Raw genomic sequence first — 12,709 nt, forward strand, 5'->3', positions numbered from 1 at the left:
AAAATTGGTTTTATATGGTGTGTTATTAATAGACAAAATAAAAAGAACCCCGTCGTTATGGGATTCTTAATTTTAAAAAGTGTTTAATTTTTGGTTATTAGCGTCCTGGGAGGGATTCGAACCCCCGACCGATGGCTTAGAAGGCCATTGCTCTATCCAGCTGAGCTACCAGGACATTTTTTAACACAAGAATTATTATAGCTAAATAATCAGTAATTAGCAATAGTTATGGCATAAAAAATGTTTATATTTTTCACTATAGTAGTGTTATTAAACAGAAAATCAACTCAAACTTCATTAGGGTTAAGGTTCAAGGCCAATTAAATTGAATACAATTCAGTTTAGTGTGCCTAACTGTTTGATTTTGTAAGCGATTTAACAGTTTTGAGCTCTAATTGTCTAATTAAGAATAAATCTCCAAATAATTGCGTACAAGTTATATAGTATAGATAACAAAACGATAGATAAACAACACGACATCAATAACAACAGTTTTTGAAAGTAACTTTTGAACTATAAATATTAAGGAGTGTTTATTGTGGAAGGTTTAATCAAAGCAATTAAAGATACTGTTGAAGCTGGCGTTAATAACGACGGCGCGAAATTAGGAACGAGCATCGTAGGCATCGTAGAAAACGGTGTAGGTGTGTTAAGTAAATTATTCGGATTTTAATTATAAAAATATCTAAATAAAGGGAGTTTTGAATTATGACAAAATTAGCAGAAGCAATCGCAAACACAGTACAAGCAGCACAAGGACATGACGGCGCAAAATTAGGAACAAGCATTGTAAGCATCGTAGAAAACGGTGTAAGTGTATTAGGTAAATTATTCGGATTCTAAGTCGAAACTAAAAAAACTAAAAAAATCATAAACAATAAAGGAGATTATATACTATGACAAAATTAGCAGAAGCAATCGCAAACACAGTACAAGCAGCACAAGGACATGACGGCGCAAAATTAGGAACAAGCATTGTAAGCATCGTAGAAAACGGTGTAAGTGTATTAGGTAAATTATTCGGATTCTAAGTCGAAACTAAAAAACTAAAAAAATCATAAACAATAAAGGAGATTATATACTATGACAAAATTAGCAGAAGCAATCGCAAACACAGTGAAAGCAGCACAAGGACATGACGGTGCAAAATTAGGAACAAGCATCGTAGGCATCGTAGAAAACGGTGTAAGTGTATTAGGTAAATTATTCGGATTCTAAGTCGAAAATCTAAAACTACAAAATCATAAACAATAAAGGAGATTATATATTATGACAAAATTAGCAGAAGCAATCGCAAACACAGTACAAGCGGCACAAGGACATGACGGCGCGAAATTAGGAACAAGCATCGTAAGCATCGTAGAAAACGGTGTAGGTGTATTAAGTAAATTATTTGGATTTTAATTCATTTAACTATCATTGACCAGGGCAAGCGCTCTGGTCTTTTTTACGTTAAATAAGCAATGTGATGTAAAGTTTGTTATTGTAAATAGAGACTATATGGAACAAGGGAGATTTCAATGACTTACAAAACAATATTATTAGATTTTGACGATACGATAGTTGATTTTTATGATGCAGGAGAGAAAGCATTTTACAATATGGCTAAGCATTTTAATCACAATCCAACAAAAGATGATTTTTATCACTTTAGAAAGGTAAACCAATCTCACTGGGAGGCATTTCAAGAAAATAAGTTAACTAAAGAAGAAGTATTAACACAAAGGTTTGTAAATTATTTTAAAGATTATCAAATAGAGGTAGATGGTAAACAAGCTGATCATATATTTAGAGATGAATTAGCTAAAGCGAAACCAAGTTTCTTTGATGATACTTTAGAAACAATAGATTATTTAAGGGAAAATCACAATATATATATCGTTACGAATGGTGTGACAGAAACTCAACAACGTCGTATAGCACAAACAACATTTAACGAAACATTAAATGGTATATACATTTCAGAACAAACTGGTTTTCAAAAGCCAATGTCAGAATTCTTTGATTACATATTTAAAAAAATAGGTGAACAACAGAGAGAAAGCGCAATAATAGTAGGAGATTCATTAACATCAGATATTTTAGGCGGCTATAATGCACGAATTGCAACATGTTGGTTTAACTTGAGAGGTAAAGAAAATCAAACATCAATTCAACCTGATTATGAAATTAAATCACTTAAGGAATTAATTCATATTGTTGAATAGGTTAAAATAACAGGATATAAGTGTAATAATAAAAGCACGAAGATGAATTTACTCAATTTAAAATCAACTTCGTGCTTTTCGCTTAGGATCAATATATTTATTTATATTTATTTGTATCTTTACGGCTGCCAAATTAAAACATCATGGCCTTCTGGGTTCTTTGCCTTAACGTCTGTGAAGCCTTGGTTTTCAAAATATGATTTTGAGTTATTTCTTGCAATGGCTTTAATAGGAAGATTAAATGATTTCGCAAAATCGATTAATTGTTTAGAATAACCTCTGTTTTGATATTTTTCTAATACTTCTAATTTCCATAATAATAGATAATCATCACAATCAGGGAAGTATGATTCTTCTACTTCACCTTTATTTAATAAGGCCATTCTTGCAGCTAATTTATCACCTACAAATATGCCATAAAATGGCGAGTCAGAACTTGCATCAATCATTTGCCCATTAAATTCTTCAACCATATAAAGATCTTTATTACCAAATTCTCTGAAGTCTTCAAATAACTCATCTGTTTTGTAATTAATTTCTAATCTTTTTACGTCACTCATCATTTTGTCCCCCTTTATATCTTTCTTATATTATACCTTAAACTATATGTTTTTTTCATCGATTTATACTTTATATCAATAATGAAATGTTAAATATCATACATTGGTATTGAATGGAATTTAAGTTATTCAAATATTTTATAAGCCGTAAAATTGTCAGAAGTGAGTATAGTCTTTATACTATATTAGGAATAGTGATACTTAAGGAGAAAAACAATGGACTGTAAAATAGTAAAATTAAACAATGATGACCAGTTTATTTCCAAGATAATAAATAGTGATGACAAGCTCATGCCATTTTACCAATATGATGCGATGTCAAAAGATAGTTACAAAATAAAAATGGGTGCATCTCCAAATGGCAGGGAAAAAAAGCTTGCTGAAGTGATTCAATCATATATGAAAGATTTAACAATGACAGATCAACAAGAAGCGTATATGACATCATTAGCTAATGGAGCTAAAGTTGTTATTGGGGGACAACAAGCTGGTTTATTTGGTGGTCCTTTATATACGATTCATAAAATATTTTCACTCATTACATTGAGTCAACAATTAACGAAAGAATATCAACAAACGGTGGTCCCTATTTTCTGGATTGCTGGAGAAGATCATGATTTTGATGAAGTAAATCACACTTATGCATTTAACTCACAAGATGCACAATTGCACAAAGTTAAATACCACACAATGACACCACCGGAAAGTAACGTTTCACGGTTTGATCCAGACCAATCGCAAATGATAGAAGTATTAAACGATTATTTTAAACAGTTAAAAGAGACAGAACATAGTAAAGATATATATCAAATGTGCATGAATATCATTGAAAATCATCATAATTGGACAAACATGTTTAAAGTACTTTTACATGAAATCTTTAAGGACTATGGTGTGCTATTCATCGATGCACAAAATCACGCATTAAGACAATTAGAAAAACCACTATTAAAAGAAATGATTTTGAAGCATCAAGAAATTGATGAAGCATTTAGAAATAATCAACAACAGACTTTAGACAATGGTTTCTCACAAATGATACAAACTGATACAAATGTTCATTTGTTTTTGCATGAAGATGGTATGCGCCAATTATTAACATATCAAGATGGTGTATTTCATCTAAGTAAATCGACACGCACATATAGTCAGCAACAATTGTTGGATATTTTAGAACAGGAGCCTGAAAGGTTTTCAAATAATGTAGTAACGCGACCAATAATGGAAGAGTGGTTATTCAATACAGTGGCGTTTATTGGTGGTCCTAGTGAAATTAAATATTGGGCAGAATTACATGATGTATTCCAGCTCTTAAATATAGAAATGCCCATTGTAATACCTAGAATGAGAATAACGTATTTATATCATCGAACACAGAAATTATTGAGTCAATATCATCTTCAGTTGGAGCATGTTATTGCAAATGGAATTGAAGAAGATAAACAGAAGTTTATTCGTGAACAAGCCTCCGAGACATTCTTAAATGAAATTGAACATATGAAACAACAACAGGAGCAACTATATCAATCCTTATTTAATGAAGTGAAAGGGAACACGGATAACGAAAATCTAGTAACTAAAAATAATGAGATTCATCAAAGACAATATGATTACTTGAAAAAACGTTACTTGTTAAATATTGAACGTGAAAATGATATTAGCATGAGACATTTTAGAGAAATTAACAATCATCTCCATGTAATGGGAGGATTACAAGAAAGAATATGGAATCCACTTCAAATTATGAATGATTTTGGGAAAGATGTGTTCAACCCCTCCACCTATCCACCACTTTCTTACACTTTTGATCATATAATTATAAAAGACTGATATAACAGGGATTAGACCCGCTTTATCTAAAAGATAAGGCGGGCATTTTTTTATAAAATCAAATATTTTGAACTATTTTTACATAATTAGTGGAGGATAGTGGGGAGATGTGGTAAATTATAGATAAGGTGAGGTGAGAAAAAATGTTCATGGGAGAATACGATCATCAATTAGATACAAAAGGACGTATGATTATACCGTCCAAGTTTCGTTATGACTTAAATGAACGTTTTATTATCACCCGAGGCCTTGATAAGTGTTTATTCGGCTATACTTTAGAAGAATGGCAACAGATTGAAGAGAAGATGAAAACCTTACCTATGACAAAAAAAGACGCACGTAAATTTATGCGTATGTTCTTCTCTGGTGCTGTTGAAGTAGAGTTGGATAAGCAAGGGCGTATTAATATTCCTCAGAATTTAAGGAAGTACGCTAACTTAAATAAGGAATGTACAGTAATAGGTGTTTCAAATCGTATAGAGATTTGGGATAGAGAAACTTGGAATGATTTCTATGAAGAATCAGAAGATAGTTTCGAAGATATTGCTGAAGATTTAATAGATTTTGATTTTTAAATTGGAGGTATGACAGTGTTTCATCATATAAGCGTAATGTTAAACGAAACCATTGATTATCTAAATATAAAGGAAGATGGTGTGTATGTTGACTGTACGTTAGGTGGAGCAGGACATGCCTTATATTTATTAAATCAATTAAGTGATGAAGGTAGACTTATTGCAATTGATCAAGACTTAACTGCCATAGAAAATGCTAAAGATGTTCTAAAAGAACACTTACATAAAGTCACTTTTATACACAGTAATTTTAGAGAATTGACACAAATATTAAATGAATTAAACATTGAAAAAGTTGATGGTATTTACTATGACTTGGGTGTTTCAAGCCCTCAATTAGATGTACCAGAAAGAGGCTTTAGTTATCATCACGATGCGAAATTAGACATGCGTATGGATCAAACACAATCATTGTCCGCTTATGAAGTAGTAAATGAATGGCCATATGAAGCATTGGTAAAAATTTTCTATCGTTATGGTGAAGAAAAGTTCTCAAAACAAATCGCAAGAAGAATCGAAGCGAATAGGGAAAAACAACCTATAGAAACAACATTAGAATTAGTAGAAGTTATTAAAGAAGGTATCCCTGCTAAAGCGAGAAGAAAGGGTGGACACCCTGCTAAAAGAGTGTTCCAAGCAATTCGAATTGCAGTTAATGACGAATTGTCTGCATTTGAAGATTCAATTGAACAAGCAATTGAGTTAGTGAAAGTTAACGGACGTATATCTGTCATTACATTCCATTCATTAGAGGATAGATTATGTAAGCAGATGTTTCAAGAGTATGAAAAGGGACCCGATGTACCAAGAGGGTTACCAGTGATTCCAGAAGCGTATACGCCAAAATTAAAACGCGTTAACCGAAAACCGATCAAAGCAACAGACGAAGATTTAGACGACAATAACCGAGCGCGAAGTGCGAAACTACGTATTGCAGAAATATTAAAATAAGGAGCAATTCAACATGGCTGTAGAAAAAGTTTATCAACCATATGATAATGCAACACAAACCAGTGTTCCAAAAAGACAACCGCAAACCTCTCCACAAAAGCAAACCGTTAAACGTAAAGTTGTCGTTCAACTTACGAAATTTGAGAAGATTTTATACATAACACTAGTCTCTGTTATTGCTATGATTAGTATATATATGCTATCTTTAAAAATGGATGCGTATGATACGCGAGGAAAAATTGCAGATTTAGATCATAAAATCGAACAACAATCTAGCGAAAACAGCGCCTTAAAATCTGAAATTAAGAAAAATTCTTCATACGAACGCATTTACGACAAGGCTAAGAAGCAAGGTATGAGCCTCGAGAACGATAATGTAAAGGTAGTGCGTAATAATGGCGAAACGAAAAATTAAAATTAAAAAAAATAAAATAGGGGCAGTCCTGCTAGTTGGTTTATTCGGACTGCTCTTTTTTATATTGGTTTTAAGGTTTTCATACATAATGATTACTGGACACTCGAATGGACAAGATTTAATTATGAAAGCTAACCAAAAGTATTTAGTCAATAACCAAGAACAACCAGAACGCGGTAAAATCTATGATAGAAACGGTAAAGTCTTAGCCGAAGATGTTGAGAGGTATAAAGTTGTTGCTGTTGTCGATAAAAAGGCAAGTGAAAACAGTAAGAAACCACGACATGTAGTAGATAAAAAGAAAACAGCCAAAGAATTATCAAAAATAATAGATATGAAGCCCGAAGAAATTGAAAAAAGATTAAATCAAAAAAAGGCCTTCCAAGTTGAATTTGGACAAAAAGGTACTGATTTAACATATCAGGATAAAGAAAAATTAGAAAAGAAAAATTTACCAGGTATCACCTTATATCCTGAGACAGAAAGATTCTATCCTAATGGTAACTTTGCGTCTCATTTAATAGGTATGGCACAAAAGGACCCAGATACTGGTGAATTAAATGGAGCTATGGGTGTTGAAAAAATATTCAATAGTTACCTAAATGGTACTAAAGGTTCACTTAAATATATTCACGATATTTGGGGATATATTGCTCCGAATACAAAATCGGAGCAACAACCTAAACGTGGTGATGATGTTCATTTAACTATAGATTCAAATATTCAAGTCTTTGTAGAAGAAGCATTAGACGGAATGGTTGAACATTACAATCCTAAAGATGTCTTTGCAGTTGTTATGGATGCGAAAACAGGTGAAATATTAGCATTTAGTCAGAGACCTACATTTAACCCGGAAACTGGTAAAGATTTTGGGAAAAAATGGACTAATGACTTGTATCAAAACACATACGAACCAGGTTCGACATTCAAATCTTATGGATTAGCAGCAGCTATACAAGAAGGTAAGTTTAAACCAAACGAAAAATATGAATCTGGACATAGAGATATTATGGGTTCACGTATCTCAGACTGGAATAAAACAGGATGGGGCAAAATCTCTGAAACACTAGGATTCACATATTCTTCTAATACATTAATGATGCACCTACAAGATGAAGTAGGTACAGATAAAATGAAATCTTGGTATGAACGTTTCGGTTTTGGTAAATCTACCAATGGTATGTTTGATGGAGAAGCTACCGGACACATCGCTTGGGAAAATGCATTACAACAAAAAACATCTGCATTTGGTCAATCAACTACAGTGACACCAGTGCAAATGATTCAAGCACAATCAGCCTTTTTCAATAATGGAAACATGTTGAAACCGTGGTTCGTAAGTAGTATTGATAACCCGATTTCGAAAAAGAACTTCTATAAAGGCGAAAAAACTTATGCTGGTAAACCAATCACTAAAGACACTGCTAGCAAAGTTGAAACCGAACTAGACAAGGTAGTGAATAGTGAAGATAGTCACGCTAAAAACTATCGTGTAGATGGTTATGATATCGAAGGTAAAACAGGTACTGCCCAAGTAGCAGATTCAGAAGGTGGCGGTTACGTTAAAGGTGAGAACCCATACTTTGTTAGCTTTATCGGGGATGCACCTAAGAAAAACCCTAAAGTCATTGTTTATGCAGGGATGAGTTTAGCTCAGAAAAATGACCAAGAAGCCTATGAAATGGGTGTAAGTAAAGCATTTAAACCTATTATGGAAAACACATTGAAATACTTAAATGTCGGTAAATCTAAAGACGATGCTTCTAAAAATGAATTTAGTAAAGTACCGAATGTAGAAGGGCAATCCATCGACAAAGCCAAGGATAGTTTGAATGCTAAGTCTCTTAAACCAGTTGTCATTGGCAGTGGTAAAAAAGTTAAATCTCAATCAGTAGATGCAGATACAAAAACTTTACCAAATAGTAAAGTATTGTTAGTAACAGATGGAGATTTGACTATGCCAGACATGAAAGGTTGGACTAAAGAAGATATCTTAGCTTTCCAAGAGTTAACAAACATCAAAGTTAAAACAACTGGAAGCGGATTTGTTTCAAAACAATCAGTGACGCAAGGTCAAAAGCTTAAAAAATCTGACAACATAGAAGTGACGCTTTCTGCTGAGTCGACTGACGGTACAACAGATGAAAGTAGTAAACAATCATTAGATAAGTCTAGTGATAAGAAAGATAAATCTAAGGAGAAAGATTCAAGCTCTAGTTAAGACAACATAGATATTAAGCATGTGAGGAAGAGATTGGGATTGATTTTATCCCGCTCTCTTTCTTAATATGTTGTGATTTAACATATAAAAATTGAACCAAAACTGATAAAATATTAAAGGTTATAGATTAAAGATACATATAATAAAATATGTAAATTGACGGATAAAAGAAAAGGAGATCATTATGATTTTTGTATATGCGATGTTATCGCTTCTAATAACTTTTGTACTTGTACCCATACTTATTCCAACGTTAAAAAGAATGAAATTTGGACAAAGTATTCGAGAAGAAGGACCACAAAGCCACATGAAGAAAACGGGCACACCGACTATGGGTGGCTTAACATTCTTAATTAGTATTATTATTACTTCAGTAGTTGCCATTATTTTTGTGGATCACTCGAATCCAATTATTTTATTATTATTTGTGACATTAGGATTTGGATTGATTGGTTTTATCGATGATTACATCATTGTTGTTAAAAAGAACAATCAAGGTTTAACAAGTAAACAAAAATTCCTAGCTCAAATACTTATTGCAGTTATATTTTTCGTGCTAAGTAACGTGTTTAATTTAGTTAACTTCTCAACAACATTACATATTCCATTTACTGACGCTGGCATCCCACTTTCATTTGCCTATGTCATCTTTATCATCTTTTGGCAAGTTGGATTTTCAAACGCAGTAAATTTAACAGATGGACTTGATGGTTTGGCAACCGGTCTATCAATTATTGGCTTTGCGATGTACGCTATCATGAGTTTTGTATTAGATGCACCTGCTATTGGTATCTTCTGTATTATCATGGTATTTGCTTTATTAGGATTTTTACCATATAACTTAAATCCAGCTAAAGTATTTATGGGAGATACTGGTAGTTTAGCACTTGGTGGTATTTTTGCTACCATTTCAATCATGTTAAATCAAGAATTATCACTTGTATTTATTGGTTTCGTATTTGTAGTAGAAACACTATCAGTTATGCTACAAGTTGCATCTTATAAATTAACTAAAAAACGTATTTTCAAAATGAGTCCTATTCATCACCATTTCGAATTATGTGGTTGGAATGAATGGAAAGTTGTAACTGTATTTTGGTCAGTCGGTTTAATTACAGGTCTAATTGGCTTATGGATTGGAGTGCACTAAGATGCTAAATTACACAGGATTAGAAAATAAAGAAGTATTAGTCGTAGGCTTAGCAAAAAGCGGTTATGAAGCAGCAAAATTATTGAGTAAATTGGGTGCGAAGGTAACAGTTAATGATGGTAAAGACTTATCTCAAGATGCACATGCTAAAGATCTAGAAGCGATGGGTATAAAAGTTGTAAGTGGTTCACATCCTACGTCATTACTAGATAATAATCCCATTATTATTAAAAACCCAGGTATTCCATATACTGTATCTATCATTGATGAAGCAGTGAAAAGAGGATTAAAAGTACTAACTGAAGTGGAATTGAGTTATCTTATTTCAGAAGCACCTATTATTGCAGTTACAGGAACTAACGGTAAAACAACAGTAACTTCACTTATAGGAGACATGTTTAAAAACAGTAGACTTACTGGTAGATTGTCAGGCAATATTGGCTATGTTGCTTCGAAAGTAGCACAAGAAGTAAGTTCTAAAGAGTATTTAATTACTGAATTATCTTCATTCCAATTACTCGGTATAGAACAATATAAGCCTCATATCGCAATTATCACTAACATTTATTCTGCACATCTAGATTATCATGAGTCACTTGAAAATTATCAAAATGCTAAAAAGCAAATATACAAAAATCAAACAGAAGATGATTATTTAATTTGTAATTATCATCAGCGTCATCTTATCGAATCAGAAAATTTAAAAGCTAAAACATTGTATTTCTCAACACAACAAGAAGTTGATGGTATTTATATTAAAGATGGCTTTATAGAATATAAAGGCGTACGCATTATAAGTGTAGAAGATTTAGTTTTACCAGGAGAACACAATTTAGAAAATATTTTAGCTGCAGTGTTAGCTGCAATCCTAGCTGGTGTACCGATCAAAGCGATTGCAGATAGTTTAACTACCTTCTCAGGTATTGAACATAGACTACAGTATATTGGTACTAATAGAACAAATAAATACTACAATGACTCTAAAGCTACAAATACGTTAGCTACTCAATTCGCACTTAATTCATTTAATCAACCTATCATTTGGTTATGTGGTGGATTAGATAGAGGTAATGAATTTGATGAATTAATCCCATATATGAAAAATGTCAGAGTGATGGTTGTATTTGGTGAGACACAAGAAAAATTTGCCAAGTTAGGTAATAGCCAAGGTAAATATGTCATTAAGGCTACAGATGTACAAGATGCTGTAGATAAAATCCAAGATGTCATTGAGCCTAACGATGTTGTATTATTATCTCCTGCATGTGCAAGTTGGGATCAATACAACACATTCGAAGAACGTGGTGAGAAATTCATAGAAAGTTTCCGTGCACACTTGCCATCATACTAAAAGGGCGTGAAATCATATGGACGGTAAAACAAATAAAAACAACCATAACAAGCAAACGAATCACGAAAATAATCAAAATGATGATTTAAGTATGTTCCGTAGAAGTAACGACTTTAGAACTAGAAAAAGGAAGAAGTTTAAAGATAAAGTTGACGATGAGCAATCATTTTCATCGAGTTTTGATGACAATGACAAAGAGAGAAAAAATAGGAACAACAATGAAATGGATTCTAGGCAATATGAAGATCATAATACTCATCAGTATGAACATTATGGCCAAAATCAACCTGATGCGGAATCTAAGCACACCACTCAAGAATTGGAACAGTCATATTCAGATGATTATCATGAAACTGAACGTGACATAGAGAAGAATGAATCGTCAAATGATATAAACAGTACTGCAACTAAGACCAAAACAGCTACTAAAAAACATAAAAATAAAGATAAAAAATCTAAAGAGAATTGGTTTCAAAAGTTAACAGGAAAGCCAAAGTCATCTGATAAGGAAGCTAAAACCGATCGCAAACAACAGGATTACGATAGTAAGGTGACACAATTTAATTCACCTACATTAGAAGAAAAAAGAGCACAACGTCGACAACGACAAAAAAGAATTCAATATACAGTCATAACAGTATTGGTGTTATTAATCGTGATATTTTTACTTTATATGTTTACACCATTAAGTAAAATTTCTAATGTGAAAATTGAAGGTAATCATAATGTGAGTAAAAGTCAGATAAATAAGGCATTAGATGTAAAGCCAAGCTCACGTATGTATACATTTAGTAAAAGTAAAGCTCGGAACAATTTGAAAGAAAAAGAATTAATTAAAGATGTTAAAATAACAAAAGTAATACCTAATACATTAAATGTAAACGTAACTGAATATCAGGTTGTTGGCTTGGAAAAATCTAAAGATAACTATGTACCTGTGTTAGAAGATGGCAAAGAATTAAAAGATTATAAAGGCGATATTTCACATGATGTACCAATTATCGATGGATTTAAAGAAGGCAAAAAAGAAAAAATGATACAAGCACTATCTGAAATGTCACCTAAGGCAAGAAATTTAATTGCAGAAATAAGCTATGCGCCAGATAAGAATAAACAAAACAGAATTAAAATTTTCACTAAAGATAACATTCAAGTGATTGGTGACATTACAACTATTGCGGATAAAATGAAGTATTATCCTCAAATGTCAGAATCATTATCTCGAAGTGATTCTGGCGACTTAAAAACAGATGGATACATTGATCTCTCAGTAGGTGCATCATTTATTCCATATAAAAATAGTACAGGTGCACAATCAGAATCTGAACAAAGTGTATCGCAAACATCACAGAAAGAAACAGATGCTAAAGAAGAACTTCAGAGTGTGTTAAATAAAATTAATAAAGATTCAAAAGAAAATAATTAAAAAATTTTGATATTAGTATGTGT

At 32.4% G+C, this 12,709-nt stretch carries 15 protein-coding genes and 1 tRNA gene; 14 read left to right on the forward strand and 2 right to left on the reverse strand.

Annotated elements, in window-relative coordinates; genetic code table 11:
* Nucleotides 1–101: 101 nt before the first annotated feature.
* A tRNA-Arg gene (locus tag ACJQQZ_RS03005) sits at nt 102–175 on the reverse strand.
* 363 nt (nt 176–538) lie between these two features.
* Between ACJQQZ_RS03005 and ACJQQZ_RS03010 the strand changes: the two genes are divergently transcribed.
* From ACJQQZ_RS03010 to ACJQQZ_RS03035, 6 genes are all read left to right on the forward strand, one after another.
* On the forward strand, nt 539–673 hold the full coding sequence (locus ACJQQZ_RS03010; RefSeq protein WP_002450639.1) for a beta-class phenol-soluble modulin: 135 nt from the start codon (nt 539–541) through the stop codon (nt 671–673).
* Between the two features lie 35 nt (nt 674–708).
* Nucleotides 709–843, forward strand: a complete 135-nt coding sequence (locus ACJQQZ_RS03015; protein ID WP_002450638.1) for a beta-class phenol-soluble modulin — start codon at nt 709–711, stop codon at nt 841–843.
* A gap of 53 nt (nt 844–896) precedes the next feature.
* Nucleotides 897–1,031 (forward strand): beta-class phenol-soluble modulin, encoded by a 135-nt coding sequence (locus ACJQQZ_RS03020; RefSeq protein WP_002450638.1) that lies wholly within the window; start codon nt 897–899, stop codon nt 1,029–1,031.
* 52 nt (nt 1,032–1,083) lie between these two features.
* Entirely contained in the window at nt 1,084–1,218 is a 135-nt protein-coding gene (locus tag ACJQQZ_RS03025; protein ID WP_107546394.1) for a beta-class phenol-soluble modulin, read from the forward strand.
* Nucleotides 1,219–1,269: 51 nt separating this feature from the next.
* The gene (locus tag ACJQQZ_RS03030; RefSeq protein WP_002466004.1) at nt 1,270–1,404 is read left to right on the forward strand and encodes a beta-class phenol-soluble modulin; all 135 of its coding nucleotides are present in this window, start codon (nt 1,270–1,272) and stop codon (nt 1,402–1,404) included.
* Nucleotides 1,405–1,520: 116 nt separating this feature from the next.
* Nucleotides 1,521–2,207, forward strand: coding sequence for a YjjG family noncanonical pyrimidine nucleotidase (locus ACJQQZ_RS03035; RefSeq protein ID WP_408023060.1), 687 nt, complete (start codon nt 1,521–1,523; stop codon nt 2,205–2,207).
* Between the two features lie 119 nt (nt 2,208–2,326).
* Here ACJQQZ_RS03035 and ACJQQZ_RS03040 read toward each other — a convergent pair whose 3' ends face one another.
* Complete coding sequence (locus ACJQQZ_RS03040; protein ID WP_049425610.1) at nt 2,327–2,767, reverse strand: N-acetyltransferase; 441 nt, start codon at nt 2,765–2,767, stop codon at nt 2,327–2,329.
* 216 nt (nt 2,768–2,983) lie between these two features.
* Between ACJQQZ_RS03040 and bshC the strand changes: the two genes are divergently transcribed.
* From bshC to ACJQQZ_RS03080, 8 genes are all read left to right on the forward strand, one after another.
* Complete coding sequence (gene bshC, locus ACJQQZ_RS03045; protein WP_124228381.1) at nt 2,984–4,597, forward strand: bacillithiol biosynthesis cysteine-adding enzyme BshC; 1,614 nt, start codon at nt 2,984–2,986, stop codon at nt 4,595–4,597.
* A gap of 143 nt (nt 4,598–4,740) precedes the next feature.
* On the forward strand, nt 4,741–5,172 hold the full coding sequence (gene mraZ, locus ACJQQZ_RS03050) for a division/cell wall cluster transcriptional repressor MraZ (RefSeq protein ID WP_002450633.1): 432 nt from the start codon (nt 4,741–4,743) through the stop codon (nt 5,170–5,172).
* Nucleotides 5,173–5,187: 15 nt separating this feature from the next.
* Complete coding sequence (gene rsmH, locus ACJQQZ_RS03055; RefSeq protein ID WP_408023061.1) at nt 5,188–6,123, forward strand: 16S rRNA (cytosine(1402)-N(4))-methyltransferase RsmH; 936 nt, start codon at nt 5,188–5,190, stop codon at nt 6,121–6,123.
* A gap of 13 nt (nt 6,124–6,136) precedes the next feature.
* On the forward strand, nt 6,137–6,538 hold the full coding sequence (ftsL, locus tag ACJQQZ_RS03060; protein ID WP_002450631.1) for a cell division protein FtsL: 402 nt from the start codon (nt 6,137–6,139) through the stop codon (nt 6,536–6,538).
* Entirely contained in the window at nt 6,519–8,759 is a 2,241-nt protein-coding gene (locus tag ACJQQZ_RS03065; protein WP_408023062.1) for a penicillin-binding protein, read from the forward strand. Before ftsL ends, ACJQQZ_RS03065 begins: the two co-directional genes overlap by 20 nt.
* A 184-nt stretch (nt 8,760–8,943) precedes the next feature.
* A complete protein-coding gene (gene mraY / locus ACJQQZ_RS03070; protein WP_002450629.1) occupies nt 8,944–9,909 on the forward strand; it encodes a phospho-N-acetylmuramoyl-pentapeptide-transferase in 966 nt (321 codons plus the stop codon).
* A 1-nt stretch (nt 9,910) separates the two neighbouring features.
* On the forward strand, nt 9,911–11,260 hold the full coding sequence (gene murD / locus ACJQQZ_RS03075; protein ID WP_002450628.1) for a UDP-N-acetylmuramoyl-L-alanine--D-glutamate ligase: 1,350 nt from the start codon (nt 9,911–9,913) through the stop codon (nt 11,258–11,260).
* Between the two features lie 16 nt (nt 11,261–11,276).
* Complete coding sequence (locus ACJQQZ_RS03080; RefSeq protein WP_124228379.1) at nt 11,277–12,686, forward strand: cell division protein FtsQ/DivIB; 1,410 nt, start codon at nt 11,277–11,279, stop codon at nt 12,684–12,686.
* Nucleotides 12,687–12,709: the final 23 nt, after the last annotated feature.

The organism is Staphylococcus sp. KUGN1 (assembly GCF_045984185.1).
Taxonomy (GTDB): Bacteria; Bacillota; Bacilli; order Staphylococcales; family Staphylococcaceae; genus Staphylococcus; species Staphylococcus warneri_A.

Excerpts from the sequence above, each read along its gene's own strand:
- bshC (WP_124228381.1), top strand. The coding sequence starts at position 2,984 with ATGGACTGTAAAATAGTAAAATTAAACAATGATGACCAGTTTATTTCC.
- ACJQQZ_RS03025 (WP_107546394.1), top strand. The coding sequence starts at position 1,084 with ATGACAAAATTAGCAGAAGCAATCGCAAACACAGTGAAAGCAGCACAA.
- ACJQQZ_RS03015 (WP_002450638.1), top strand. The coding sequence starts at position 709 with ATGACAAAATTAGCAGAAGCAATCGCAAACACAGTACAAGCAGCACAA.
- ftsL (WP_002450631.1), top strand. The coding sequence starts at position 6,137 with ATGGCTGTAGAAAAAGTTTATCAACCATATGATAATGCAACACAAACC.
- ACJQQZ_RS03035 (WP_408023060.1), top strand. The coding sequence starts at position 1,521 with ATGACTTACAAAACAATATTATTAGATTTTGACGATACGATAGTTGAT.
- murD (WP_002450628.1), top strand. The coding sequence starts at position 9,911 with ATGCTAAATTACACAGGATTAGAAAATAAAGAAGTATTAGTCGTAGGC.
- mraZ (WP_002450633.1), top strand. The coding sequence starts at position 4,741 with ATGTTCATGGGAGAATACGATCATCAATTAGATACAAAAGGACGTATG.
- ACJQQZ_RS03065 (WP_408023062.1), top strand. The coding sequence starts at position 6,519 with ATGGCGAAACGAAAAATTAAAATTAAAAAAAATAAAATAGGGGCAGTC.
- mraY (WP_002450629.1), top strand. The coding sequence starts at position 8,944 with ATGATTTTTGTATATGCGATGTTATCGCTTCTAATAACTTTTGTACTT.
- ACJQQZ_RS03080 (WP_124228379.1), top strand. The coding sequence starts at position 11,277 with ATGGACGGTAAAACAAATAAAAACAACCATAACAAGCAAACGAATCAC.
- ACJQQZ_RS03040 (WP_049425610.1), bottom strand. The coding sequence starts at position 2,767 with ATGAGTGACGTAAAAAGATTAGAAATTAATTACAAAACAGATGAGTTA.
- ACJQQZ_RS03020 (WP_002450638.1), top strand. The coding sequence starts at position 897 with ATGACAAAATTAGCAGAAGCAATCGCAAACACAGTACAAGCAGCACAA.
- ACJQQZ_RS03030 (WP_002466004.1), top strand. The coding sequence starts at position 1,270 with ATGACAAAATTAGCAGAAGCAATCGCAAACACAGTACAAGCGGCACAA.